The organism is Pseudomonas sp. B14-6 (assembly GCF_013260315.1).
Taxonomy (GTDB): domain Bacteria; phylum Pseudomonadota; class Gammaproteobacteria; order Pseudomonadales; family Pseudomonadaceae; genus Aquipseudomonas; species Aquipseudomonas mandelii.
Genome location: NZ_CP053929.1, coordinates 2,523,696 through 2,547,511 on the forward strand (window position 1 = coordinate 2,523,696; position 23,816 = coordinate 2,547,511).

The following is a 23,816-nucleotide window of genomic DNA, read 5'->3' on the forward strand; positions in this document are numbered from 1 at the left end:
GCAACGGGACGCGAATCTGGTCGGATTGTCCTACAAAACCGCTCTAACTCAAGCCATACAGCCTATAGCGCTGGGACGAAAATGTTGGTAATTTTCGCCCCGGTGATCACCAGGAGTTCTAATAATGAAAAAAGTAATGCTCAAAACCACACTTAGCCTCGCTGTTACCTTGGCATCCACCCAGATTTTCGCAAGTGGCTTTGCCATCAACGAACAGAGCATCAGCGGGATGGGTACAGGTTTTGCCGGGCGATCTTCCTCTGCCGATGACGCAAGCACAATTTTTGGCAACCCTGCCGGCATGTCCCGCCTCAAGCGCGAACAAGTCACCGGCGGTGCTGCATTTCTCGACGCACACACTGACATCAGCCACGCCAGTTCCAGCCCGAACAGCGGCAGCAACGACGGCGACATGGTTCCGTTCATCGCCGTGCCTATGGGCTACTACGTCAAGCCAATCGACGACCACTGGGCTTTCGGTATCGGCATGTACGCGCCATTCGGCCTGGTGACCGACTACGAGAACGGCTTCGCCGGCCGTTACTTCGGCAGCAAAAGCGAAGTCAAGATCGTCACCCTGCAACCGACTGTCAGCTACGCCTTCAACGACAAGGTCTCCATCGGTTTCGGCCCGACCATCAACCGCATCGACGGCACCCTGGAATCGAACCTGTCGATCACCCAGGCCGCACCGGACGGCAAGGTCAAGATCAAAGGTGACGACACCGCACTGGGCTACAACATCGGTGTTCTGGTGCAAGCCACCGACAGCACTCGCGTCGGCCTGACCTACCACTCGAAAGTGAAGTACAAGCTCGAGGGTGACACCAAGGTCAACTACAACGTCCTGGGCCTGGTCGGCCAGAACCCAAGCCAGAAGTACGACGCCTCGCTGGACCTGACTACGCCTGAATCGGTGGACTTCTCGGTGACTCATAAGCTGGACGACCAGTGGACACTGTACGCAGGCAGCACCTGGACGCGCTGGAGCCGCCTGAAAGAAATCACCGTCGATAACAAAGGTGTTCCGGCCATCCTGAACGGTCAGTTCGGGACCATCACCGAAGATCAGAACTGGCACGACACCTGGGCTCACGCCATCGGCGCGTCCTACCAGTTGAACAAGCAATGGGTATTGCGTACCGGTCTGTCCTTCGACCAGGCGCCGACCAACAACGTCGACCGTTCCCCACGCATCCCGACGGGCGATCGCAAGATTTTCAGCGTGGGCGCCGGCTGGAGCCCGACCGACGACCTGACCATCGACGTAGCGTATTCGTACCTGCGTGAAGAGTCGGTCAAGGTCACCAACAGCAACGACCGTGGCCAGAACTACAACGCCAAGTATGAAAACTATGCGAATGGTTTCGGCGTAGGCGCGACCTACCGCTTCTGATGAAGCCCGGCGAGCCTGAAACGCTCGCCGCCTGAATCAAAAAAGCCCCGCTCTCTTGTACAGAGGCGGGGCTTTTTCATGGGCGTTCAATCAGGGTTGCGAGGCGAGGGCTTTTTCCACCGCGGCAATGAACTCGGGATCGTCGGGTTTGGTCAGGCTGGAGAAATTGGCGATCACCTTGCCTTTGCGATCGACCACGTATTTGTAGAAATTCCACTTCGGCGCGCTGGTCTGTTTGGCGAGGACCTTGAACAGGTGAGTCGCGTCATCGCCGCGGACTTTCTGCGGCTCGGTCATGGTGAACGTCACCCCATAGTTCACGTAGCAGACCTTGGCGGTCTCAGCGCCGTCCTTGGACTCCTGCTTGAAGTCATTGGACGGAACGCCGATCACCTCCAGCCCCTGATCCTTGTAACGCTGATTCAGAGCCTCAAGGCTTTTGAACTGTGGGGCAAAGCCACAGAAGCTTGCGGTATTGACCACCACCAGCGGCTTACCCTCAAACCGCTGGCACAGGTCGATGGATTCCTTGGCGCGCAGCTTGGGCAACGAGCCCTGCAACAGCTCCGGGCACTCGGCCGCTTGTGCCAATCCGGTAAACGCCACCAGCAACGCGGGGACTGCAATCCAGCGCATCAGCATGTCGGTGCATCCTTGATTAATGGTCACAAACGAAGTTACTCGCCCTCGCCTGTTCCTAGCAAGCGCCCATGCCCAACTGCATCAGCGCCAATCCGCCCTGATGCCAGCCCCACCAGGCCAAGGCCAGCAGCAAGGCACCGACAGCGACCACCGCCACTCGCGGCCAGAGACGGTTCATATCGCACTCAACCGGGTTTGCAGACGCGCCACCGGCTGCTCACGCACCGGCCAGTTCAGGGCGGCGGCCAACAGACTCAAGAGAATCGCTACTTGCCAGATCAAGTCATAGCTCCCGGTTCGGTCATACACCACGCCACCCAACCAGCCGCCGAGGAACGAACCGAGCTGGTGGAAGAGGAAAACAATCCCGCCGAGCATGGACAGGTTTCGCACGCCAAACAAGGTCGCCACGGTGCCGTTGGTCAATGGCACGGTCGACAACCACAGGAAGCCCATCGCCATGCCGAACAGGTACGCGGTGGTCGTGGTCACCGGCGCCCACAGAAACAGCGCAATCACCACCGCCCGCAGCAGGTACAGACCGGTGAGCAAGCGCGGCTTGGACATGCGACCGCCGAGCCATCCTGCGGTGTAGGTGCCGAAGATATTGAACAGCCCGATCAGCGCCAGCACCGTGGTGCCCACTGTGGCCGGAAGGTGCTGATCCACCAGATAGGCCGGCAAATGCACGCCGATGAACACCACCTGGAAACCGCAGACAAAAAAGCCGAACGCCAACAGCCAGAACCCCGAATGGGAGCAGGCTTCCCGCAGCGCTTCAGAGAGGGTTTGTTCATGGCCGAGCACTGGCAGCGGTTTGTCCTTGAGCATGCTCACCAGCGGGATAATCAGCGCCACCAGCAAGCCCAGGACCAGCAATGCCGCGGACCAGCCCAGCCAGCCGATCAGCCCCAGCGTACCGGGCAACATGGCGAACTGACCGAAAGAGCCGGCAGCGCTGGCGAGGCCCATGCCCATGCTGCGTTTCTCCGGGGGCACGGCGCGACCGACCACGCCAAGGATCACCGAGAACGAAGTGCCCGACAGGCCGATGCCGATCAACAGGCCCGCACTCAGGGACAACGTCACCGCCGAGTCGGACAAGCCCATGAACACCAGGCCCAACGCGTACAGCACACCGCCGACCAACACCACTTTCGCCGCGCCAAAGCGGTCGGCCAGCGCGCCGGTGAACGGCTGCGCCAGACCCCAGATCAGGTTTTGCAGGGCGATGGCAAAAGCGAACGTCTCACGCCCCCAGCCGAATTCGGCACTCATCGGTGCCAGGAACAGCCCGAAGCCGTGTCGCACGCCCAACGACAATGCCAGGATCAGCGCACTCCCCACCAACACCCAACCGCATGTACGCCACATCAAGGTCATTCTTATTCTCCGGTAGCGGGTATATACCCGCTTAAGATCGGAAAAACCGGCATCACGCCAGTTCGTCCAGCAGTCGCAACAAGGTTTCGCGTTTTTCGGCGCCCAGACGATCGACCAGCCGCTGCTGCGCCGCCTCCCATGCAGGCAAGGCCGCGGCCAGGCGAGCTGCGCCCGCCTCGGTCAGCCGGACAATACGATTACGCATGTCCTCACCCTCGACCAGCGCCACCAGGCCCTCACCTTCCAGCACCCGAAGATTGCGCCCCAGGGTGCTGCGGTCCAGCCCCATGGCTTCGGCCAGGGTGGAAATACTCGGTTCATTCAGACGCTGCAGATTGCACAGCAAAGAATACTGGGCAACGTTGATCCCGAAGCCATCGAGAGCGCCGTCGTAATGCCTGCTGACGCCACGGGCGGCGCGACGCAGGTTGATGCATAAACATTGGGAATCGAGCATGGTGCGTGTATATACCCGCGAGTGTGTTAAATCAAGTTACAGATGAGTTCATTGATAAATATTCGAGGTGCTTGGTCGACCGCCTTCGCGAGCAGGCTCGCTCCCACAGTGGATCTTCAGTGGACGTTAAATTTATGCAAGACGCCATCAACGTGGGAGCGAGTCTGCTCGCGATGAGACCGGCACATCCTGCCCACAAACCATCAGACCAACGCCCATCCCACCAGCACCACCATCTCCAGCAATTCCAGCATCGCCCCGGCCGTATCCCCCGTCGTGCCGCCCAATCGCCGCAGCATCACCTGCCGCAACCAAACGAACATCCCCCCCGCCAGCACAATCGCCCAGACACCACTGAACCCTGCGATCAGTACACACGCCAACGCACTGGCCGCCAACACCCGCCTACCCGCCAAACGCGGCAAATGATCCGCCAGCGCCTGCCCCAACCCGCCGGCACGCACATACGGCGTGGTCAGGAACAATCCCAGCATCGCGCTGCGGCCAATCAGCGGAACGATCATCAGAAAAAGACTGTGCTGCCGCTCGATCAATGCCAGCAACGCGGCGAATTTGAGCAGCAACACCAACACCAGCGTCACCACCGCAATCGGTCCGCTGCGCGGGTCTTTCATGATGGTCAGCGTGCGCTCGCGGTCGCCGAAGCCCCCGAGCCACGCATCGGCGCTATCGGCCAGACCGTCCAGGTGCAACGCGCCGCTGAGCAATACCCAAGCGCTCAGCAGAAGCGCTGCGTGAAGCAACAAAGGCGTGCCCAGTAGCAGCCAGTTCAGTGCCCATAACAGCGCGCCGAACAGCAGCCCCACCAGCGGATAAAACAGCAGCGACCGACCCAGTTCCTGAGGCGCCGGCATGCCCGGCAGACGAATCGGCAAACTGCTGAGAAATTGCAGGGCGATCCAGAAGGGCAGCATGGTCAGATCGCTTCCTTGAGGAGGACGCCTGACTCGACGCTCAACGAAAACAGCGAGCCATGCCCGACCTCGACATTCAGCAACTGCTCACGGGGCAAACCACGTGCCTGAGCCAGCAACAAACGCATGACACCGCCATGACTGATCAGCAAGATCCGTTCACCCGCATACGCCGCGTGCAGACGCGCTACCGCCGCCAGCACCCGCGCTGAGAAATCCTCGACCGGCTCACCTTCCGGCGGCGTAAAGGCATACGGATCGGCCCAGAACAGCCCCAACCCCTCGGCGTCAGTCTCCATCAGCGCCGCCGCGCTCTGCCCTTCCCAGGCACCGAAATGCAGCTCCTGCAGATCCTTGTCCAGGTGCACAGGCAGTTCCAACTGCGCACCGAGCTCATGCGCAAACCGCGCACATCGTTGCAGCGGCGAACTGATCAACCGATCCCATGGCCCTTGCTCGACCACCGCCGCGCGCATCTGCGCCCAGCCCTTGTCGGTCAGCGCATCGTCGAGGCTGCCGCGCAAACCGCCGCCAAGTTCGGTTTCCCCGTGGCGCAGAAGATCCAGTCGCAACGTCATGCGGGACGATCCGCCACCGCCGCTTCGGCGAAGGTTGCCATCTGCCCGTGAAGATCGCAGGCCAGACGCAGCAACGGCACGGCCAACGCGGCGCCACTGCCCTCGCCCAGACGCAGCCCCAGATCCAACAGCGGCTCGGCATTGAGGGTTTCCAGCACATGACGATGACCCGGCTCGGCACCGCGATGGCCGAACAACAGCCATTCGCGGCAGCCAGGGTTCAAGCGCACCGCCACCAACGCGGCGACGCTGCAGATAAAGCCGTCCACCAGCACCGCAACGCCCTCCTGGGCGCACGCCAGATACGCGCCGACCAGCGCCGCAATCTCAAAACCGCCGATATTGAACAGGGTTTGCAACGCATCACCGCGCTGAGCACCGTGTAATGCCAGGGCACGCTCGATGACTTGGGCTTTGTGGCTGACCCCCGCCGCGTTCAAACCGGTGCCCGGCCCGGCCAGATGCACCACCGGGCAATCGAGCAAGGCACAGGCCAGCGCGCTGGCCGCCGTGGTGTTGCCGATGCCCATCTCGCCGCCGATGAACAGCTGCGCGCCATTGGCGACCGCACGTTGCACGCTGTCGCGACCAGCCTGCAAGGCGAGTTCGCCCTGAGTAGCCGTCATGGCCGGGCTTTCGACGAAATTGGCGGTGCCCGCGCCGATATTGAGGTGACGCACGCCTGGCAGATTCAACGACGGCGTTACCGTGCCGAGGTCGACCACTTCGAGGGAAGCCCCGAGCTGGCGCGCCAACACGCTGATCGCTGCACCGCCGCTGACGAAGTTGTGCAGCATTTGCCCGGTGACTTCCTGAGGGAACGCCGACACGCCTTCTGCAACCACACCATGATCGCCGGCAAAAATGGCAATCCACAGCTGATCGAGACTCGGTTTGACCTGCCCTTGCAGCCCCGCCATTTGCACGGCCACCGATTCCAGTCGGCCAAGGGAGCCAGCGGGTTTGGTCAGTTGCTGTTGACGTGCCTGCGCCTGCTCGACGGCTTGCGCGTCGATCGGCTTGCACGGGTTCAGCCACCAGGATTGAGTCATAACGCGGTTCCTTTCAAAGTCAGGGGCAGGCCGGCGACGGTCAGGACGACTCGTTGGCAGCGCTCGGCCAGGGCTTGATGCAGCCAACCGGCTTCATCGACATAGCGGCGAGTCAATTCGCCCAGCGGCACGACACCCATTCCGGTCTCGTTGCTGACAAAAATGATTTCACCCGGCAAGGAGGCCAGGCAGTCCAGCAAGGCTTCACGTTCGACGTTGAGACGTTCGGCATCGTCGAGCATCAGCAGATTGGTCATCCACAGGGTCAGGCAATCCACCAGCAGGCAACGCTCGGCGCGGGCGCTTTCGCGCAATACGCGGGCGAGTTCGATTGGCTCTTCGATCAACGCCCATTCGGCTGGACGACGGGCCCGATGATGGGCGACCCGTTCGTTCATTTCACCGTCCAGCGGTTGGCTGGTGGCGATGTAAGTCACTTGGAGGTGACTGTCTAACGCAAGCTTTTCAGCCAGTCGGCTTTTGCCGGAGCGGGCGCCGCCGAGGATCAGTTGCAGCATGGTTCATTCCTTAAATATGCGGTGTAGCTGCCGGCCTATTCGCGGGCAAGCCTCGCTCCTTCGGGGCTGAGCCGCTCTTGACCTTGTAGGAGCGAGGCTTGCCCGCGAAAGCGTCCTCTCAAAAACCGCAGAGCTCACGCAACAACGCGGTATCCAAATGCTTCTCCACCAGATCCGCCAACCGCTCGATATCCCGCTCGCGCAACCCGTGGTAATCCACGTCCTGCACCTCCTGCAAACCCGCCCAGCGCAGCAGCGCGCTGCACGCCGCCGGGGATTCAAACAGGCCGTGCAGGTAGGTGCCGAAAATCTGCCCGTCAACACTTTGCGCGCCATCGCAGCGACCATCGTCCAGCTGCACCGCAGCGTTTTCCAGCGCTGGCCCGGTGGTCACCCCGGCATGGATTTCATAGCCACTGACCTGCGCATCCTCCAGCGCCAGACGACCGCGCACATTGCGCAATTGCTTCTCTTCTTCGAGCTGTGTTTCGAACGCCAGCAAGCCCAGGCCAGCACTGGAACCTGGCGCGCCTTCGAGGCCCAGCGGATCGTGCACCTGCTCACCGAGCATCTGCAGACCGCCGCAAATCCCCAGCACTTTTCCGCCATAGCGCAGATGGCGATTGATGGCCGCGTCCCAACCATTGGCCCGCAGGCACGCAAGATCACTGCGCACACTTTTCGAGCCGGGAAGAATGATCAGATCAGCCGGCGGGATTGCCTGGCCGGGGCCGATGAATTGCAGGTCGACTTGCGGATGCAGGCGCAACGGATCGAAATCGGTGTGATTGCTGATGCGCGGCAGCACCGGCACCAGCACTTTGAGCACGCGTTCAGCCTTGTCGGTCTGGCGCTGATCGATGCCGTCCTCGGCTTCCAGGTGCAAATCCATCACATACGGCAGCACGCCGATCACCGGCTTGCCGGTGCGCGCTTCCAGCCAATCGAGGCCGGGTTGCAGCAAGGCGAGGTCACCGCGAAAACGGTTGATGATGAAGCCTTTGACCCGGGCCTGCTCGGTCGGCGACAGCAGTTCCAGCGTGCCCACCAGATGCGCGAACACCCCGCCGCGATTGATGTCGGCGATCAACACCACCGGACAATCCACCGCTTCGGCAAAGCCCATGTTGGCAATGTCGCCGGCACGCAGATTGATCTCGGCCGGCGAGCCCGCGCCTTCGACCATGACCACCGGATACGCCGCGCTCAATCGTTCATGGGAAGCCAGCACGGCTTGCATGGCGATGGCTTTGTAGTCGTGATAGGCGACGGCGTTCATGGTCGTGACCGCGCGACCATGGATGATGACTTGGGCGCCGGTGTCGCTGTTGGGCTTGAGCAGCACCGGATTCATGTCAGTGTGCGGTTCCAGGTTGGCCGCCTGGGCCTGCACCGCCTGGGCGCGGCCGATCTCGCCGCCGTCGGCGGTCACGGCACTGTTGAGGGCCATGTTCTGCGGTTTGAACGGCACGACGCGCACGCCCTGACGCGTGACCCAGCGACACAACGCCGTCACCAGCGTGCTTTTACCGGCGTCGGAGGTGGTGCCCTGCACCATCAATGTTGTCATTGGGCTTCCTTTACGAAGGCTTGAAGGGCTTGCTCAAGACGCAGCCAATCGGCTTCATCCGCCGGCAAGCCGAAACGCACGCTGCTGTTGTGGGCGAACAGCCGCAGCAAGATGCCGCGCCTGGCCATGAACTCGTGAAGCGCTTCGGCATGCTCGGTCATCAGCCATTGAAACAAGGCGCAGCCACCCTGCGGCTGCAAACCATACTGCCCAAGTAAAAGTGCCAGGCGTTTGCCGGCCTCTTCGCTGCGCGCGCGCTGCCTTGCATGGCCTTCGGTGTCCAGCAAACAGGCTTGGCCCAACACCCGTGTCGGCCCGCTGACCGCCCACGGGCCCACCTGCTCGGCGAGCAACTTGAGCAACTTGCGCTCAGCCAGCACAAAGCCCAACCGCACACCGGCCAAGCCAAAAAACTTGCCGAAGGAACGTAGCACGATCAGGCCGACCTGATGGGCAAACGGCGCGAGGCTCAACGCCGGCGTGTTGTCCATGAACGCTTCGTCCACCACCAGCCAGCCGCCGCGCGAGGCCAGTCGGGCATGCCAGTCGAGCAAGCGACTCGGGCTCAGGCTCAAGCCTGTCGGGTTGTTCGGGTTGACCACCACCAGCACGTCGAGGCTGTCGATATAGAAGTCGACTTCCTGCTCCAGCACCTCGCGCACGATGTAACCATTGCTGCGCCATGCGTGCGCGTGTTCGGCGTAACACGGCGACAGCACGCCGACCTTACCGGCCCGACGCAAACGCGGCAGTAACTGGATGGCCATTTGCGAACCGGCCACCGGCAGCACCTGTCCGGTGCCGTAATAATCGCAAGCAGCCTGCTCCAGACCATCATCGGTTTCCGGCAAGCGCGCCCAGGCGCGCAACGGAATGTCCGGGATCGGGAATGGCCACGGCGCGAGACCGCTGGACAGGTCCAGCCAGTCAGCTTCGGCAATGCCATATTCGAGCGCGGCCTTGCGCAAGCGACCACCGTGCTCAAGCATAGAATTCAGCTCCCACGCAGAGAATCAGCAGCCATAACCATACCCCGCGCTGAACCAATTGCCAGCCACGGTCGATGGAATCGGCATCCGCCGGCACGCCTTCGCCCAGTTGCGGGCGCTGATGCAATTCACCGTGATAGATCGCCGCCCCGCCCAACTCGACGCCGAGCGCACCGGCACCGGCCGCCATGACGGGCCCGGCGTTGGGGCTGTCCCAGGTCGGGCCCTGGGTGCGCCAGCATTTCAAGGCCAGTCGGGTTTTGCCCAGCAGCGCGTAGGTCAACGCCACCAGGCGTGCAGGCATGTAGTTGAGGACATCGTCGATCTTCGCCGCCGCCCAACCGAAACGTTCGAAGCGTTCGTTGCGGTAACCCCACATGGCATCGAGGGTGTTACTCAAGCGATAGAGCACCACACCGGGCGCACCGGCCACGGCAAACCAGAACAGCGCAGCAAATACCGCATCGCTGCCGTTCTCCAGGACAGATTCAGTGGCGGCACGGGCCACTTCGGTTTGATCCAGTTCACTGGTCTGACGGCTGACCAAATAACCCACGCGCTTGCGGGCTTCGTCCAGATCATCGCTGCGCAAAGCCTTGGCCACCGGCTCGACGTGCTCACCAAGGCTACGCATGCCGAGGGCGCAATAGAGCGCGAGAATCTCGACAATCCAGCCCACATATGGTGCCCAGGAAAAAGCCGTGGCGAGCAAGGTCAGCGGCACGACCGCGATTACCCACGCGGTGACGCCATGGCTGCGCCAGCCACGTCCCTCACCGTTGAAACGTTGCTCGATGCGGTCGGCAAAACGGCCGAACGCCACCAGCGGATGCCAGCGTTTGGGTTCACCCAGCAGCGCGTCCAGCGCAACCGCGGCGACGCTCAATAACGCCACACTCATTGACTCACTCCCCAATAATTTTCATACAGCAACTCACTGAGCGGACGCGCCTGCGCCCACCCTTCGAGTACCAGCATCGGCGCCGCATAGAATTCCTTGACCGGGCCGAGGCAAAGAACCGCCAACGGCTTGGCCCCGGGTGGCAAACCCAGCAGGTCCGCCAGCGCTTGCGGTTCGAACAGTGACACCCAGCCCATGCCCAGACCTTCGGCGCGGGAGGCCAGCCAGAAGTTCTGGATCGCGCAGGACAGCGAGGCCATGTCCATTTCCGGCAAGGTGCGACGACCGAAGATGTGGCGCTCGCGATCATCCATGAGCGCGGCGACCAACACCTCGGCGCAGTCGTTGATGCCTTCGACCTTGAGCTTCATGAATTCGTCAGTGCGCTCGCCGAGGGCTTCGGCGGTGCGGATGCGTTCTTCCTCCACCAGTCGCTGGATGTTGCCTCGCAGGGCCCGGTCGCTGATGCGGATGAAGCGCCAGGGCTGCATCAGGCCGACGCTCGGGGCCTGGTGGGCGGCTTCGAGCAGACGCCGCAACAACTCGGGCTCGACGGTGCCGCCGCTGAAGTGGCGCATGTCGCGACGTTCGGCGATGGCTCGGTAGACCGCTTCGCGTTCGGCTTCGGAGAATGCGTTGTCGGTCATGGCCTCTTCGCGAGCAGGCTCGCTCCTACAGGGGTTAGGTGATCCATTGTAGGAGCGACGGTGCGACGATTCGGCCTGCTCGCGAAGGCGGCATCAAGGTCAGGCGCAAAAAGCGCGGCGACTGCGGTGGGATTGGACGGAAAATAAAAATGCACATAAGAGGCGGTCATCCGCCCCTCACGGTAAACCGCCTCCGCCCCACGCCCGCCGTTCGGACTGAGTCCACGGGCAATCGGCTCAAGTTCGGTGCTGGTCAACGAATGGTGATAGGTGTGCCCACGCAGTGAACCTTCCGGCAACTCAACCGCTTGCAACGCCAGCGCGGCCAGACGCTTTTGCATCACCGCATCACCTTTGAGCAAGCCCACCAGTTCGGCGCGAGTTCCCTCGACATCAGTCAACGAATCGAGCAGGTACAACATCCCGCCGCACTCGGCCAGCAACGGTTTGCCGGCAGCATGATGGGCGCGGATCGCGTCGAGCATCGAGGTGTTCTGTGACAGCGCCACATGGTGCAGTTCCGGATAACCGCCCGGCAGATAAAGGCTGTCAGCTTCCGGTAGATCAGCATCGCGGATCGGCGAGAAGAACAGCAACTCGGCGCCCATGGCCCGCAGCAAGTCCAGGCTCGCGCCGTAGGTGAAGGCAAACGCTTCATCACGGGCCACGGCAATTCGGATGCCTTTAAGCAAAGGCTCGGCGGCGATCACGTCGGGCCCGGCGAACTCCACGGCAGGCGGCAGCGTCACATCGCAACTGCTGGCCAGCGATTCGGCCGCCGCATCGAGGCGCAGGTCGAGATCGTTCAACTCGCTGGCCTGGACCAGACCGAGGTGCCGACTCGGCAATTCGATCCCGGTTTCCCGCGACAAGGCGCCGTACCAGCGCAAGCCTTCCGTCAGGCTGCCTTCGAGCAATTGCGCATGACGCAGCGTGCCCACGCGGTTGGCCAGTACACCGGCAAACGGCAAGTCCGGCTGATACTTCGCCAGCCCCAACGCCAACGCACCAAAGGTCTGCGCCATGGCCGTGCCGTCGATCACGCCGAGCACCGGCACACCGAAGTGCCGCGCCAGGTCGGCGCTGGACGGCGTGCCGTCGAACAGGCCCATGACGCCTTCTATCAGGATCAGGTCGGCTTCCCCGGCCGCTTCCCATAACAGACGACGACTTTCCTGCTCGCCGACCATCCACATGTCCAGTTGATACACCGGCGCACCGCTGGCGCGTTCGAGAATCATCGGGTCGAGAAAGTCCGGGCCACATTTGAACACGCGGACCTTGCGCCCCTGATTGCGGTGCAAACGGGCCAGCGCGGCGGTGACGGTGGTCTTGCCCTGACCGGAGGCCGGCGCGGCAATCAATACCGCCGGGCAATGACGATGACTATTCATAAAGTGCGGCTCACAACTCGACGCCTTTTTGCGCTTTGATGCCGGCCTGGAACGCGTGCTTGATCACGCCCATGTCGGTGACTGTGTCGGCCAGTTCGATCATCTCTGGCTTGGCGCCGCGACCGGTGACCACCACGTGCTGCATCGGCGGACGCGCCTGTAAATCACTGAGAACCTGATCGAGGTCGAGGTAGCCGTGCTTGAGGGCGATGTTCAACTCATCCAGCACCACCAGACCGATCGACGGGTCACGCAGCAGTTCCTGGGACACCGCCCATGCGGCCTCGGCGGCGGCGATGTCACGCTGGCGGTCCTGGGTTTCCCAAGTGAAGCCCTCGCCCATCACATGAAAACGCACCTGCTCCGGGAAGCGGCGGAAGAACAGCTCTTCGCCGGTGCTGTTACGGCCCTTGATGAACTGCACCACGCCGCACTGCATGCCGTGGCCCATGGACCGGGCGAGCATGCCGAAGGCCGAGCTGCTCTTGCCTTTGCCGTTGCCGGTCAGCACCAGCAGCAGGCCGCACTCGTTCGGGGAGTTGGCGATGCGTTCGTCGATCACCGCTTTTTTGCGCTGCATGCGCGCCAGGTGGCGTTCGTCACGATCAGGGGAATCAGTCATGGGGAGCTCTCCGTTGAGGCTGGATAACGGCGGGCAGGCACAAGAATAGACGGCAACAAGCCTGGCATCGCCCACCGTGATGCCGTTGGATGAATCAGGCCGGTCTCCGGGCTCATGAGCGGCTTGCGCCGGACTGCGCGCCTTCCCATATCGACAGTCGACACAGTGGCTCAAGACGCAGTCTTTACTCATTTACCGTTGCGGGGGCAGCGCCGGGATCATGACTCTTCGTCGCTTGAAGAGAGTCACTCACCGGCTTCCCTGTTTCACTCTGTCGGCTTCGCCACAGAGCACCTGAAACAAGCCGCGAAGGTTAGAGGGTTGGGGGGGGAGCGTCAATTGAAGACAGGGCACGGATTCTCGATAGACTGCCGCCCATCAATAACCTGACGTCAATCTTGCGCCATACTGCCAGCAGTGATATCAAAGCGCCATAAACCCAACAACACAATTACAAGGGTGAGCGACATGCAAGGCATGATCATCAGTAATCCGAAGCTGGAATTCCTGCGACCGGTGCTGGAACGCTGGTTTGACTGTATCGACCGCTTTAACGCCGTGCGCGGCGATAACGACACGCCTTATTGGTACGACGAGAAAGCCAACCTTGGCCTGCTCTGCGCCGCGGCCTGGATGGCGGAAATGGTCACGCTGCAACAAACGCCGACCCGTAAACAGAACGAAGAAGGCGAACGCAACAGCCGCGCCGACCTGTTTATCGCCACCGCCGAAGAACGCGCCTACCTTCAGGCCACTCAACGCTGGCCGAAGGTCAACAGCCTGAACCTGAGCCAGGCGCTGCAGGACATCACCAGCGACGCCAAACGCATCAGCTACGCCAGCGACCTGAAACTCGGCTGCCTGTTCGTTGCGCCACAAAAGGCCCAACAGAGCGCGACCCCGGAAGAACTCCAGGACATGGTCGACGACCTGCAAAAGGAACACAGCTGCGCCGTGGCCTGGTATTTCCCGTACGCCTATCGCAAGTTGCGCAACGAAGCCGGTCACTATCACCCCGGCATCGCCGTGCTGCTCAAGGAAGCCCGCGGCTGACCGGTTGAACCATCGCGCGTCTAAGCTTCTCTATGACTAAGTCAATGCATTCATAGGGAAGTCCAGCATGCGCAAGCCCCAGCTCGTTCTCGTCATCGCGCTCGCCGGAGGGCTCGCCGCCTGTGGTGAAACCTCCAGCCTGCAAGTCTCCGACGGCACCGGCCCGTCACCCAAGCTGCCCGAGCCGAACAAGACCCTGATCCCGACGGTGAATATCGCCCCGGCGATCGGCTGGCCGGAGGGTGCAAAACCCACCGCTGCGGCAGGCACTCAGGTAGCGGCATTTGCCGAAGGGCTCGATCACCCGCGCTGGCTCTACGTGCTGCCCAACGGCGATGTATTGGTGGCGGAAACCAATGCCCCTCCCAAACCCGATGACGGCAAAGGCATTCGCGGCTGGGTGATGGGCAAAGTCATGGGCCGCGCCGGCGCCGGCGTCCCTAGCCCCAACCGCATCACGCTGCTGCGGGACAAGGACCACGACGGCATCGCCGAAACCCGCACGGTGTTCCTGGAAAACCTCAATTCGCCCTTCGGCATGACCCTGGTCGGCAATGACCTGTATGTCGCCGATACCGACCGCTTGCTGCGCTTTCATTATGAAAATGGCGACACCGCAATCAAGTCGCAGCCGATCAAGGTGGTCGATCTGCCGGGCGGCACGTTGAATCACCACTGGACCAAAAACGTCATCGCCAGCAAGGACGGGAGCAAGCTGTACGTCACCGTCGGCTCCAACAGCAACGTCGGCGAAAACGGCCTGGATCAGGAGGAAGGTCGTGCGGCGATCTGGGAAGTGGATCGCGCCACCGGCAATCACCGGATCTTCGCCTCGGGGATTCGTAATCCGAACGGCTTGGCCTGGGAACCTCAGACCGGCGCCCTGTGGACGGCGGTCAATGAGCGCGACGAAATCGGCAGCGACCTGGTGCCGGACTACATCACGTCGGTGAAAGACGGCGGGTTCTACGGCTGGCCCTTCAGCTACTACGGCCAGCACGTCGATATCCGCGTCGAGCCGCAAAACCCAGATCTGGTGGCCAAGGCCATTGCTCCGGATTATGCGGTCGGCCCACATACCGCATCGCTGGGCCTGTCGTTTGCCGAGGGCAACACACTTCCCGCGCAATTCAAGGAAGGCGCCTTCATCGGCCAGCACGGCTCCTGGAATCGCAAGCCGCACAGTGGCTATAAAGTGATTTTCGTCCCGTTCGCGGGTGGCAAGCCGACCGGTCAACCGGTTGATGTACTGACAGGCTTCCTCAACGAAGATGAAAAAGCCATGGGTCGGCCCGTAGGCGTGGTGATTGATCAGCAGGGCGCTTTGCTGGTGGCCGATGATGTGGGAAACAAGGTGTGGCGCGTTTCGGCCGCTAAATAGCCACCGTGTAGGAGCGAGGCTTGCCCGCGAAGGCTGTAGGACAGGCAACATCAATGTTGGATGTGCCGACGCCTTCGCGGGCAAGCCTCGCTCCTACAAGGATCAGCGTTTACGACAGAGCGTGAGCCCATCACCCAACGGCAACAACGACAGATCCACACGCACGTCATTCTTCAAGGCGCGATTGAGCGCCTGGATGGCTCGGGTGTCTGCACTCTCGGGATTCTCCTCAAGCACCCGCCCACTCCACAGCGTGTTATCGAACACCGCCAGCCCGCCGACGCGCAGCAGACGCAGTGCATGCTCCAGATAGTTCGGATAGTTGGACTTGTCGGCATCAATGAAGATCAGGTCGAACGCCTCCGGCTGATCCAGCATAGCGAGCGTTTCCAGTGCAGGGGCCAGCCGCAGGTCAATTCGCTCGGCCAGCCCCGCTTCCTGCCAATAACGGCGTGCGATAGCGTTGTAGTCGCCGGGAATGTCGCAGCAAATCAGCGAACCGCCCTGCGGCAATGCAGCGGCCATGCACAGGGCGCTGTAACCGGTAAACGTACCGACTTCCAGCAAGCGCTTGGCACCAATGAGTTTGACCAATAACGCGAGGAACTGCCCCTGCTCCGGCGCTACCTGCCAGCGCGCCATTGGCATCGCCTGGGTTTCGTCGCGCAAGCGCTTGAGCAGCGGCGTTTCCCTCAGGGAAACGTCGAGCAGGTATTGATACAGGGCATCGTCGAGATTGAGAGTGCGAGCGGTCATGACAACCTCTTCGGACAGGACGCTACGGATTGCGCGCCAGGTGTTCAGGCTGCAGAACGCGCTTGGCGCTCAGATAAGCCTTCTGCCAGTAAGCCTTGGACAGGCTGTCGAGCTTCACCGTGCCGCCAGTGGCCGGCGCATGAACGAAGCGACCTTCACCGACGTAGATACCGGCATGACTGACCTGGGATCCGCCATTGGTGGCGAAGAAGATCAAGTCACCGGTTTGCAGGCCTTCCTTGCCGACGTTGGCCGCCTGCATGCTGATCATTTCTCGGGTGGTACGCGGCAGGGAAATACCGGTGACGTCATGGTAGACGTAACCGATCAGGCCGCTGCAATCGAAGCCCGAATCCGGCGTGTTGCCCCCCCAACGATACGGCGTGCCCACCAGGCCCAGCGCGCGGAACAGCACGTCTTCTGCCACGGGGGAAAAGGGTTGTGGGTTACCGAAAACAATGGGTGCACGAACCACCGGCGCAGGCGGCGGTGTGCGACTGGCGCAGGCGCTGAGCAGCGCTGCGAAGAACATGATTGCGAGGCGGGCCGACATCGTCATAAGCAGAACATCCTGATCTGGCTGCGGCTTTTTCTGCCGGGAAGGCAGAAAAGAAAACCGCCTGCGCAGGACGCAGGCGGTTTGCCATCAATAATAGATCTGGATTCTAGCGGCTATGGGCCAAACTTCAAGTAAGACTTTAAGTTCGCCTTACAAAGTGTCCGCCTACTTCGTTGCGAAGAGGTAGTTGTCGCCACCCACGTGGCGACAGGTTAAGCCTTATTTGCGTGCAGTGACCACGGTCGGAGCCATCGCGAGGGCGCGTTTGGCTTCGATGAAGGTCTTGCTCCAGTAGCTGTCGCCCAGGCTATCGACCCGGACACCACCGCTTTTGCGGCTGCTGGAATGGATGAACTGGTTGTCACCCAGGTAGATCCCGGCGTGACTGACACGACCACGACGACCATTGGTGGCGAAGAACAGCAGATCACCCGGCTTCAGCGCGCTGCGAGCTACCAGCGGAGCGTCGACGTTGATCATTTCGCGAGTGGAGCGCGGCAGGTTCATGCCGGCTTCTTCACGAAACAGATAACCGATGAAACCGCTGCAATCGAAGCCAGCCTCGGAGGTGCCGCCGAAACGGTAACGGGTACCGATCAGGGACATGCCACGCTCGAGGATGCTGTCAGCCAGAACCGGAAGCTGGTACGACTTGCCATCGGCGAAGTTTGCCAGTTCTTTATCGGTGGCTAGCTCTTCCTGGAAAAGAACGGAAGAAGACTGCGCAGTAACTGAATTCTTGACCTGCTGTTGTTGCTCTTGCTGAGTCACTGGGGAGTGGGCAGCGCAACCGAACAACAGGGTGACGAGTGCGAGAGGCACGAGGGGTGCGAAGCGCTTTAGCATGGGCACGACCGTGGCTGATAGTTGTAAAGAAGCCGAGACTATGCCCGCTATCATCCTCATTTGCAAATTCAATCGAACTTTATGTGACTTCCCGGTTTCGCGATTACATCTAAGCGCTTAAGCCCCATTTAGACACTCGCGCAGCCTGCACCCTGCAGGAAAGCGGATTTTCTGGCGCCTGAAATATGCCAAAAACCCCCGCCAAGCTTAGGTTTTACCAGCCTAGGGTTTCTTTCAGGAACGGAATCGTCAGCTTGCGCTGAGCTTGAAGGGAGGCCTGATCGAGACGCTCAAGCAGCTCGAAAAGCGCGCTCATGCTGCGGGTACCGCGAGTCAAAATAAAATGCCCGACTTCATCGGTCAGGTGCAGGCCGCGACGGGATGCACGCAGTTGCAAGGCGCGCAATTTGTCTTCGTCAGAGAGCGGACGCATCTGGAAGATCAGTGCCAGGGTCAGGCGCGATTTCAGGTCAGCCAGTTTCACCGGCAGTTCGCGCGGCGAGGTTGATGCAGCAATCAACAGACGCCGACCGCTGTCGCGCAGACGATTGAACAGATGGAACAACGCCTCTTCCCAATCCGCCCGGCCAGCCACGGCCTGCAAATCATCCAGGCAGACCAGTTCGTATTGTTCGAGGTTGTCGAGGATCGAGATGCCGCGGTCCAGCAGCTCGGCCAGCGGCAGATACACCGCCGGCTCCCCCAGTTGTTCGAAGCGCAGGCAGGCGGCCTGCAACAAGTGCGTGCGCCCTACCCCGTCCTTGCCCCAGAGATAAATCAGGCTTTCTGTCCAGCCGGCGTCGGCTTCGCATAGCCGCTCGACATAGCCGAGTGCAGCGGCATTGGCGCCTGGGTAGTAATTGATAAAGGTAGCGTCATCACGCAGACGCACACCTAGGGGCAGCTGAATCGGTTTCATGCTGACTGAACAGTTCCAAAGGAACCGTTAGTGGCCTCTGTGTAAAGTTTGCGAAGTTTATACCCGTGAGGCGGGTCGCACAATGCGACAGACCACAAGCAAAATCAAAGGTTTGCGTTAACGCCCTGGTTTCATGACAGTTTCTTTGGCGGCGCATGTGACAGCCGCGCGAGGGATACGGGCCGACCTGGCATGGAACCAGGCCGCCCGCCACAGGACTTCAACGACTCTTACAGCTCCGGTTCGTCGACACCACTGTAGATATCAGAATCCTTATACAAATCATGCACATGGCGCACCAGCACCATGATCACCGCCGCCACCGGCAACGCCAGCAACACGCCGGTAAAGCCGAACAGTTCGCCCCCCGCCAGAATCGCGAAGATCACCGCCACCGGGTGCAGACCGATACGATCGCCCACCAGCAACGGCGTCAGCACCATGCCTTCCAGTGCCTGCCCGACCATGAACACCGCAACGATGCCGATCATGGGATACAGATCGCCACCGAACTGGAACAGGCCGGCGATCAACGCCGCGCCGATCCCGATGACAAACCCCATGTACGGCACAATGGCCGCCAGGCCTGCGATCAGACCGATCAACAACCCCAGTTCCAGCCCCACCAGCATCAAGCCCGCAGCGTAGATCACGCCCAGCGCCAGCATCACCAGCAACTGCCCGCGCACAAATGCCCCCAACACCTCATGGCATTCGCCCGCCAGGGTCACGACGCGTTCTTCACGATCACGGGGAAGCAGGCTGCGGATCTTGGCCATCATCAGATCCCAGTCCCGCAGCAGGTAGAAACTCACTACAGGGATCAGCACCAGATTCGCCAGCCAACCGATCAACGCCAGCCCGGACGCCGTCGCCTGACTCAGCACCACCCCGACGATGTCGGTGGTCTGACCCATGTGTTCGCTGATCGCGGCCTTGAGCTTGTCGAACTTCCAGAAGTTATCCGACAGTCCGAATTTTGATTGCGCCCACGGCAGTGCAGTGTGCTGCAGCCAGTCAAGCATCTGCGGCGCCAGTTCATACAAGCGAAACAACTGCTTGGCGAGCATCGGCACCAGCACCAGCAGCAATGTGGTGAAGATCAAGGTGATCAGCGCAAACACCGCCACCACGCCCCAGGTGCGTGACAGACCGGCCTTTTCCAGCCGATCCACCAACGGATCGAACAGATAGGCCAGCAGCAACGCGACCAGAAAGGGCGTCAGGATCGGATGCAACAACCAGACAAACACGCAGAGCAGAACCACCCCACCCAACCAGAACCAACGCCGCGTATCCGCCATGTACCACTCCATATGCATCTATATAAAGAAAGAAAACCTTACCAACGGAATCTCAGCTGTGGCACCGGTGCCGGGGTTGGTGCAACGACCGGCGCCGCACCCTCGGCTGGCTGCGCAGGCGCTGCCGGTGCAGGCGCCTCACCGGCTGGAACTTCCTGCAACTTCGCGAGGGACAGCTGCGAACGTAACTGCTCGGCGCTGCCATTGACCCGATAGAGAATGCGCTCGCCATCAACCGTTTGCAGGCGCGCCCTAAAAGGCTCCAGCAAGCGTCCAAGGGCGGCGTAGCGTTCCAGGTTCATGCCCTGCACTTCCAGCAATTGTTCGCCCGAAGCGCCCGGCTTGACGACAAACCGCGGTGCCAGGCGTTCACTGACCGCCAGCATCACTGCATCGGCTACAGCAGCCTGATCCGCCCCTTGTACGCTGCCCGCCTCTTTCTTGTCGCCCAGCCACATGTTCCATTTGGCCTGCCACTGGCCACCCTCTTCCCGGGCATGCACCGCGAGCAAGGCATCGGCGTTGTAACGGTCCGAGGCAGCGCGCAACGGCGTTGCATCTGCCCCTTCAAGGTTGGGTGCCGTAGCCACCAGTTGCTCACTCAGGTCCGCCAACGGCAATCGCAACGGCAGACCACGATGCTGGGCTGCGCGACGCAACGGCGCGGCGCTGGACTGGCCATCGCCCACCAGGCTCGATCCCTCGGCGGAGTCGTTCAACCACCAACTCAGGATCGACGGCCGATTCGTCCCCCACAAAGACAACCCGGCGCGGCGCAAGGCTTGTTCGGTGCTGGCCGGGTCGAAATCGACTTTCAGCACTTCCGGCGGACCGGCGTCGAAACCGTATTGACTGATGATCTGTTGCGGGTCTTTGCGCAGCGCCGCCAACCCCGGACTTTGCGCAGCCTTGGGATCACCGGTCAGGCGCAGCACCAGGGTGTCCAGCGCGCGCTGGGTCGCCTGGTCGCGCTCCTCAGACGATTGACTGCTGACAGGCTCGCGCACTTGATACAGGCCTTTGACGGTTTCGGCATGACTCGCCAGGCTGACCAGTGAAAAACAGCCTGCAAATAAAAATCTGGAAAAAAAACGCATGGGAGATTCCTGACGACGAGAGCGGCTGGAACAGACCGCATGAAGATGATCGAGCAAGGCTGTGACCACATCCCTGCGCAAAACATTCACCACGATCTGACTAAGTTTTTCGCACTGTCATAACGATAGACGGTTAATCGCGATACCTTATACAGCCATCGAGGCGGCGACCAACACGGGCAATAAAGGTTTTTTTCAGCCGATATGCCCCTGCCGTCGGCGTGAGGATGGCCGCTGCCCTTCAAGCCTGATAAAATCGCGCGCCTTCGCAGACCGGCAACAGCCGGGCACCCTGAAATTCGTGCAAGGCGCTCGCCTTCGTTTATTTCAGCGGTCCCACTGGACTCGGTCGTTACCCCTGAATCCCCCTAAAGGCCTGGATCATGAGCAAGCAACCCTCCCTGAGCTACAAGGACGCCGGTGTAGACATCGACGCCGGTGAAGCATTGGTCGAACGCATCAAGAGCGTCGCCAAGCGCACTGCGCGCCCGGAAGTCATGGGCGGCCTGGGCGGTTTCGGCGCCCTCTGCGAAATCCCGGCCGGCTACAAGCAGCCCGTACTGGTTTCCGGCACCGACGGCGTGGGCACCAAGCTGCGCCTGGCGTTGAACCTGAACAAGCACGACAGCATCGGCATCGACCTGGTGGCCATGTGCGTGAACGACCTGGTGGTCTGCGGCGCCGAGCCGCTGTTCTTCCTCGACTACTACGCCACCGGCAAGCTGAACGTCGAAACCGCGACCCAGGTCGTGACCGGCATCGGCGCTGGCTGTGAACTGTCCGGCTGCTCCCTGGTCGGCGGCGAAACCGCTGAAATGCCTGGCATGTACGAAGGCGAAGACTACGACCTGGCCGGCTTCTGCGTCGGCGTCGTGGAAAAATCCGAAATCATCGACGGTTCGAAAGTCGCTGCCGGCGATGCCCTGCTCGCCCTGCCGTCTTCCGGCCCGCACTCCAACGGCTACTCGCTGATCCGCAAGATCATCGAAGTCTCCGGTGCCGATATCGAAAACATCCAGCTCGACGGCAAACCGCTGACCGACCTGCTGATGGCCCCGACCCGCATCTACGTGAAACCGCTGCTCAAGCTGATCAAGGACACCGGCGCGGTCAAAGCCATGGCCCACATCACCGGTGGCGGCCTGCTGGACAACATCCCGCGCGTACTGCCAAAAGGCGCCCAAGCCGTGGTTGACGTCGCAAGCTGGACCCGCCCTGCCGTGTTCGACTGGCTGCAAGAGAAAGGCAACGTCGACGAAAACGAAATGCACCGCGTGCTGAACTGCGGCGTGGGCATGGTCATCTGCGTGGCTCAAGAGCACGTTGAAACTGCCCTGAACGTCCTGCGTGAAGCCGGCGAGCAGCCATGGGTTATCGGTCAGATCGCCACCGCTGCCGAAGGCGCAGCCCAGGTTGAACTGAAGAACCTCAAGGCTCATTGATGTCCCAGACCTGTGATGTGGTGGTGCTGTTGTCCGGCACCGGCAGTAACTTGCAGGCCTTGATCGACAGCACGCGGACCGGCGACAGCCCGGTCCGCATCGCCGCGGTGATTTCCAACCGCGCCGACGCTTACGGCCTGCAACGCGCCAGGGACGCGGGTATCGACACCCGCTCCCTGGATCACAAGGCTTTCGAAGGCCGCGAAGCCTTCGATGCCGCGCTGATCGAACTGATCGACGCCTTCAACCCCAAACTCGTGGTACTGGCCGGTTTCATGCGCATTCTCAGCGCTGACTTCGTGCGCCACTACGCGGGTCGCCTGCTCAACATCCATCCCTCGCTGCTACCCAAATACAAAGGGTTACACACTCATCAGCGCGCGCTGGAAGCCGGCGACACGGAACATGGCTGCTCCGTGCACTTCGTCACCGAGGAACTCGATGGCGGACCACTGGTCGTACAGGCAGTAATACCGGTAGAGTTGCACGATTCGCCGCAGAGTCTGGCGCAGCGAGTCCATGTTCAGGAACACCTGATCTACCCGATGGCTGTACGCTGGTTTGCCGAAGGCCGTTTATCGCTCGGTGAGCAAGGTGCTTTACTGGATGGAAAGTTACTCGCGGCCAGCGGCCACTTGATTCGAAACTAGGAGATTTTATGCGTCGCGCCCTGCTCTTCGCTTGCGCTCTGTTTGCCCTGCCTTTCGCGCAGGCTGCAGACCTTCAACCTTTCTCCGCCAGCTACACCGCCGACTGGAAGCAGCTGCCCATGAGTGGCACGGCTGAACGCAGCCTGACCCAGGGTGCCAACGGTGTCTGGAAGCTCAGCTTCAAGGCCTCGATGATGATCGCCAGCCTGACAGAAGAAAGCACCCTGACCCTGGACAAGGACACGTTGCTGCCCCAGTCCTACCACTTCGAACGCGGTGGTCTGGGTAAAGCCAAGAAAGCCGACCTGGACTTCGACTGGACCAACAAAATGGTCACTGGCACCGATCGCGGTGATGCGGTCAAGATCCCGCTGAACCGTGGCATGGTCGACAAATCCACCTATCAGCTGGCCCTGCAACACGATGTGGCCGCCGGCAAAAAAAGCATGAGCTATCAGGTCGTCGATGATGGCGAAGTCGATACGTATGACTTCCGCGTGCTGGGTTCGGAGAAAGTCGACACCAAGGCCGGCCAGATCGATGCGATCAAGGTCGAGCGCGTGCGCGACCCGACGCAAAGCAAGCGCATCACCGTCCTGTGGTTCGCCAAGGATTGGGATTACCTGCTGGTTCGCCTGCAACAGGTCGAAACCGATGGCAAGGAGTACAACATCATGCTCCTCGACGGTACGGTCAACGGCAAGGCTGTCAAAGGCAGCTGATCC

26 protein-coding genes and 1 riboswitch are annotated in these 23,816 nt (G+C 61.2%); of the genes, 6 read left to right on the forward strand and 20 right to left on the reverse strand.

Going from position 1 to position 23,816, the window contains the following annotated elements:
• Nucleotides 1-124 precede the first annotated feature (124 nt).
• Entirely contained in the window at nucleotides 125-1,396 is a 1,272-nt protein-coding gene (locus tag HP062_RS11440) for an OmpP1/FadL family transporter (protein WP_077749796.1), read from the forward strand.
• Between the two features lie 90 nt (nucleotides 1,397-1,486).
• On the opposite strand, the gene HP062_RS11445 is transcribed toward HP062_RS11440, so the two are convergent.
• The 14 genes from HP062_RS11445 to cobO all read right to left on the reverse strand — a co-directional run bounded on the left by HP062_RS11445 (nucleotide 1,487) and on the right by cobO (nucleotide 13,084).
• Nucleotides 1,487-2,038 (reverse strand): glutathione peroxidase, encoded by a 552-nt coding sequence (locus HP062_RS11445; RefSeq protein ID WP_010456770.1) that lies wholly within the window; start codon nucleotides 2,036-2,038, stop codon nucleotides 1,487-1,489.
• 55 nt (nucleotides 2,039-2,093) lie between these two features.
• Nucleotides 2,094-2,216, reverse strand: a complete 123-nt coding sequence (locus HP062_RS31060; RefSeq protein WP_010456772.1) for a hypothetical protein — start codon at nucleotides 2,214-2,216, stop codon at nucleotides 2,094-2,096.
• Nucleotides 2,213-3,421, reverse strand: coding sequence for an MFS transporter (locus HP062_RS11450; RefSeq protein ID WP_172791424.1), 1,209 nt, complete (start codon nucleotides 3,419-3,421; stop codon nucleotides 2,213-2,215). Before HP062_RS11450 ends, HP062_RS31060 begins: the two co-directional genes overlap by 4 nt.
• A 52-nt stretch (nucleotides 3,422-3,473) precedes the next feature.
• Entirely contained in the window at nucleotides 3,474-3,878 is a 405-nt protein-coding gene (locus tag HP062_RS11455) for a MarR family winged helix-turn-helix transcriptional regulator (RefSeq protein ID WP_010456776.1), read from the reverse strand.
• A 203-nt stretch (nucleotides 3,879-4,081) separates the two neighbouring features.
• Nucleotides 4,082-4,813, reverse strand: a complete 732-nt coding sequence (locus tag HP062_RS11460) for an adenosylcobinamide-GDP ribazoletransferase (RefSeq protein WP_172791425.1) — start codon at nucleotides 4,811-4,813, stop codon at nucleotides 4,082-4,084.
• Nucleotides 4,814-4,815: 2 nt separating this feature from the next.
• Nucleotides 4,816-5,391: an alpha-ribazole phosphatase family protein gene (gene cobC, locus HP062_RS11465; protein ID WP_077749793.1), complete on the reverse strand. Its 576-nt coding sequence runs from the start codon at nucleotides 5,389-5,391 to the stop codon at nucleotides 4,816-4,818.
• A complete protein-coding gene (gene cobT, locus HP062_RS11470; RefSeq protein WP_102595113.1) occupies nucleotides 5,388-6,443 on the reverse strand; it encodes a nicotinate-nucleotide--dimethylbenzimidazole phosphoribosyltransferase in 1,056 nt (351 codons plus the stop codon). The genes cobC and cobT overlap by 4 nt, the downstream gene beginning before the upstream one ends.
• Nucleotides 6,440-6,961: a bifunctional adenosylcobinamide kinase/adenosylcobinamide-phosphate guanylyltransferase gene (gene cobU / locus HP062_RS11475; protein WP_077749791.1), complete on the reverse strand. Its 522-nt coding sequence runs from the start codon at nucleotides 6,959-6,961 to the stop codon at nucleotides 6,440-6,442. The genes cobT and cobU overlap by 4 nt, the downstream gene beginning before the upstream one ends.
• Before the next feature lie 118 nt (nucleotides 6,962-7,079).
• Nucleotides 7,080-8,531, reverse strand: a complete 1,452-nt coding sequence (locus HP062_RS11480; protein ID WP_172791426.1) for a cobyric acid synthase — start codon at nucleotides 8,529-8,531, stop codon at nucleotides 7,080-7,082.
• On the reverse strand, nucleotides 8,528-9,520 hold the full coding sequence (gene cobD, locus HP062_RS11485) for a threonine-phosphate decarboxylase CobD (RefSeq protein ID WP_010456784.1): 993 nt from the start codon (nucleotides 9,518-9,520) through the stop codon (nucleotides 8,528-8,530). The genes HP062_RS11480 and cobD overlap by 4 nt, the downstream gene beginning before the upstream one ends.
• Nucleotides 9,513-10,421, reverse strand: coding sequence for an adenosylcobinamide-phosphate synthase CbiB (gene cbiB / locus HP062_RS11490; protein ID WP_145305820.1), 909 nt, complete (start codon nucleotides 10,419-10,421; stop codon nucleotides 9,513-9,515). Before cbiB ends, cobD begins: the two co-directional genes overlap by 8 nt.
• Nucleotides 10,418-11,068, reverse strand: coding sequence for a 5,6-dimethylbenzimidazole synthase (gene bluB / locus HP062_RS11495; protein ID WP_172791427.1), 651 nt, complete (start codon nucleotides 11,066-11,068; stop codon nucleotides 10,418-10,420). The genes cbiB and bluB overlap by 4 nt, the downstream gene beginning before the upstream one ends.
• A complete protein-coding gene (locus HP062_RS11500; RefSeq protein WP_172791428.1) occupies nucleotides 11,065-12,462 on the reverse strand; it encodes a cobyrinate a,c-diamide synthase in 1,398 nt (465 codons plus the stop codon). Before HP062_RS11500 ends, bluB begins: the two co-directional genes overlap by 4 nt.
• A gap of 10 nt (nucleotides 12,463-12,472) precedes the next feature.
• Nucleotides 12,473-13,084 (reverse strand): cob(I)yrinic acid a,c-diamide adenosyltransferase, encoded by a 612-nt coding sequence (gene cobO / locus HP062_RS11505; protein ID WP_077749787.1) that lies wholly within the window; start codon nucleotides 13,082-13,084, stop codon nucleotides 12,473-12,475.
• A gap of 79 nt (nucleotides 13,085-13,163) precedes the next feature.
• Nucleotides 13,164-13,397, reverse strand: a riboswitch (cobalamin riboswitch).
• Nucleotides 13,398-13,552: 155 nt separating this feature from the next.
• On the opposite strand from cobO, the gene HP062_RS11510 reads away from it, so the two are divergent.
• Together HP062_RS11510 and HP062_RS11515 are read left to right on the forward strand one after the other, a co-directional pair.
• Entirely contained in the window at nucleotides 13,553-14,137 is a 585-nt protein-coding gene (locus HP062_RS11510; protein WP_077749786.1) for a hypothetical protein, read from the forward strand.
• 67 nt (nucleotides 14,138-14,204) lie between these two features.
• Nucleotides 14,205-15,518 (forward strand): sorbosone dehydrogenase family protein, encoded by a 1,314-nt coding sequence (locus HP062_RS11515; RefSeq protein ID WP_077749785.1) that lies wholly within the window; start codon nucleotides 14,205-14,207, stop codon nucleotides 15,516-15,518.
• Between the two features lie 102 nt (nucleotides 15,519-15,620).
• Here HP062_RS11515 and HP062_RS11520 read toward each other — a convergent pair whose 3' ends face one another.
• From HP062_RS11520 to HP062_RS11545, 6 genes are all read right to left on the reverse strand, one after another.
• Nucleotides 15,621-16,274 carry an O-methyltransferase gene (locus HP062_RS11520; protein WP_077749784.1) on the reverse strand — a complete coding sequence of 218 codons (654 nt, stop codon included), beginning with the start codon at nucleotides 16,272-16,274 and terminating at the stop codon, nucleotides 15,621-15,623.
• A gap of 22 nt (nucleotides 16,275-16,296) precedes the next feature.
• Nucleotides 16,297-16,833, reverse strand: coding sequence for a C40 family peptidase (locus tag HP062_RS11525; protein WP_172791429.1), 537 nt, complete (start codon nucleotides 16,831-16,833; stop codon nucleotides 16,297-16,299).
• 219 nt (nucleotides 16,834-17,052) lie between these two features.
• Nucleotides 17,053-17,679 carry a C40 family peptidase gene (locus HP062_RS11530; RefSeq protein ID WP_010456802.1) on the reverse strand — a complete coding sequence of 209 codons (627 nt, stop codon included), beginning with the start codon at nucleotides 17,677-17,679 and terminating at the stop codon, nucleotides 17,053-17,055.
• A 214-nt stretch (nucleotides 17,680-17,893) separates the two neighbouring features.
• Nucleotides 17,894-18,598, reverse strand: a complete 705-nt coding sequence (hda, locus tag HP062_RS11535; RefSeq protein ID WP_010456804.1) for a DnaA regulatory inactivator Hda — start codon at nucleotides 18,596-18,598, stop codon at nucleotides 17,894-17,896.
• 230 nt (nucleotides 18,599-18,828) lie between these two features.
• Nucleotides 18,829-19,902 (reverse strand): AI-2E family transporter, encoded by a 1,074-nt coding sequence (locus tag HP062_RS11540; protein WP_010456806.1) that lies wholly within the window; start codon nucleotides 19,900-19,902, stop codon nucleotides 18,829-18,831.
• A 38-nt stretch (nucleotides 19,903-19,940) separates the two neighbouring features.
• Nucleotides 19,941-20,999, reverse strand: a complete 1,059-nt coding sequence (locus HP062_RS11545) for a DUF2066 domain-containing protein (RefSeq protein ID WP_102595119.1) — start codon at nucleotides 20,997-20,999, stop codon at nucleotides 19,941-19,943.
• A 383-nt stretch (nucleotides 21,000-21,382) separates the two neighbouring features.
• Between HP062_RS11545 and purM the strand changes: the two genes are divergently transcribed.
• The 3 genes from purM to HP062_RS11560 are packed head-to-tail and all read left to right on the forward strand — an operon-like array spanning nucleotide 21,383 to nucleotide 23,813.
• Complete coding sequence (purM, locus tag HP062_RS11550) at nucleotides 21,383-22,441, forward strand: phosphoribosylformylglycinamidine cyclo-ligase (RefSeq protein ID WP_010456810.1); 1,059 nt, start codon at nucleotides 21,383-21,385, stop codon at nucleotides 22,439-22,441.
• Nucleotides 22,441-23,091: a phosphoribosylglycinamide formyltransferase gene (gene purN, locus HP062_RS11555; RefSeq protein WP_077749781.1), complete on the forward strand. Its 651-nt coding sequence runs from the start codon at nucleotides 22,441-22,443 to the stop codon at nucleotides 23,089-23,091. The genes purM and purN overlap by 1 nt, the downstream gene beginning before the upstream one ends.
• A gap of 8 nt (nucleotides 23,092-23,099) precedes the next feature.
• Nucleotides 23,100-23,813, forward strand: a complete 714-nt coding sequence (locus HP062_RS11560; protein ID WP_077749780.1) for a DUF3108 domain-containing protein — start codon at nucleotides 23,100-23,102, stop codon at nucleotides 23,811-23,813.
• Nucleotides 23,814-23,816 lie beyond the last annotated feature (3 nt).

Coding starts and splice junctions, on each gene's coding strand:
- HP062_RS11520 (WP_077749784.1), bottom strand. CDS start 16,274: ATGACCGCTCGCACTCTCAATCTCGACGATGCCCTGTATCAATACCTG.
- HP062_RS11455 (WP_010456776.1), bottom strand. CDS start 3,878: ATGCTCGATTCCCAATGTTTATGCATCAACCTGCGTCGCGCCGCCCGT.
- HP062_RS11540 (WP_010456806.1), bottom strand. CDS start 19,902: ATGGCGGATACGCGGCGTTGGTTCTGGTTGGGTGGGGTGGTTCTGCTC.
- cobO (WP_077749787.1), bottom strand. CDS start 13,084: ATGACTGATTCCCCTGATCGTGACGAACGCCACCTGGCGCGCATGCAG.
- HP062_RS31060 (WP_010456772.1), bottom strand. CDS start 2,216: ATGAACCGTCTCTGGCCGCGAGTGGCGGTGGTCGCTGTCGGTGCCTTG.
- cobC (WP_077749793.1), bottom strand. CDS start 5,391: ATGACGTTGCGACTGGATCTTCTGCGCCACGGGGAAACCGAACTTGGC.
- HP062_RS11450 (WP_172791424.1), bottom strand. CDS start 3,421: ATGACCTTGATGTGGCGTACATGCGGTTGGGTGTTGGTGGGGAGTGCG.
- HP062_RS11530 (WP_010456802.1), bottom strand. CDS start 17,679: ATGCTAAAGCGCTTCGCACCCCTCGTGCCTCTCGCACTCGTCACCCTG.
- HP062_RS11545 (WP_102595119.1), bottom strand. CDS start 20,999: ATGCGTTTTTTTTCCAGATTTTTATTTGCAGGCTGTTTTTCACTGGTC.
- cbiB (WP_145305820.1), bottom strand. CDS start 10,421: ATGAGTGTGGCGTTATTGAGCGTCGCCGCGGTTGCGCTGGACGCGCTG.
- HP062_RS11445 (WP_010456770.1), bottom strand. CDS start 2,038: ATGCTGATGCGCTGGATTGCAGTCCCCGCGTTGCTGGTGGCGTTTACC.
- HP062_RS11510 (WP_077749786.1), top strand. CDS start 13,553: ATGCAAGGCATGATCATCAGTAATCCGAAGCTGGAATTCCTGCGACCG.
- cobT (WP_102595113.1), bottom strand. CDS start 6,443: ATGACTCAATCCTGGTGGCTGAACCCGTGCAAGCCGATCGACGCGCAA.
- cobU (WP_077749791.1), bottom strand. CDS start 6,961: ATGCTGCAACTGATCCTCGGCGGCGCCCGCTCCGGCAAAAGCCGACTG.
- bluB (WP_172791427.1), bottom strand. CDS start 11,068: ATGACCGACAACGCATTCTCCGAAGCCGAACGCGAAGCGGTCTACCGA.
- purN (WP_077749781.1), top strand. CDS start 22,441: ATGTCCCAGACCTGTGATGTGGTGGTGCTGTTGTCCGGCACCGGCAGT.
- HP062_RS11460 (WP_172791425.1), bottom strand. CDS start 4,813: ATGCTGCCCTTCTGGATCGCCCTGCAATTTCTCAGCAGTTTGCCGATT.
- hda (WP_010456804.1), bottom strand. CDS start 18,598: ATGAAACCGATTCAGCTGCCCCTAGGTGTGCGTCTGCGTGATGACGCT.
- HP062_RS11515 (WP_077749785.1), top strand. CDS start 14,205: ATGCGCAAGCCCCAGCTCGTTCTCGTCATCGCGCTCGCCGGAGGGCTC.
- HP062_RS11500 (WP_172791428.1), bottom strand. CDS start 12,462: ATGAATAGTCATCGTCATTGCCCGGCGGTATTGATTGCCGCGCCGGCC.
- HP062_RS11440 (WP_077749796.1), top strand. CDS start 125: ATGAAAAAAGTAATGCTCAAAACCACACTTAGCCTCGCTGTTACCTTG.
- HP062_RS11480 (WP_172791426.1), bottom strand. CDS start 8,531: ATGACAACATTGATGGTGCAGGGCACCACCTCCGACGCCGGTAAAAGC.
- cobD (WP_010456784.1), bottom strand. CDS start 9,520: ATGCTTGAGCACGGTGGTCGCTTGCGCAAGGCCGCGCTCGAATATGGC.
- HP062_RS11525 (WP_172791429.1), bottom strand. CDS start 16,833: ATGACGATGTCGGCCCGCCTCGCAATCATGTTCTTCGCAGCGCTGCTC.
- HP062_RS11560 (WP_077749780.1), top strand. CDS start 23,100: ATGCGTCGCGCCCTGCTCTTCGCTTGCGCTCTGTTTGCCCTGCCTTTC.
- purM (WP_010456810.1), top strand. CDS start 21,383: ATGAGCAAGCAACCCTCCCTGAGCTACAAGGACGCCGGTGTAGACATC.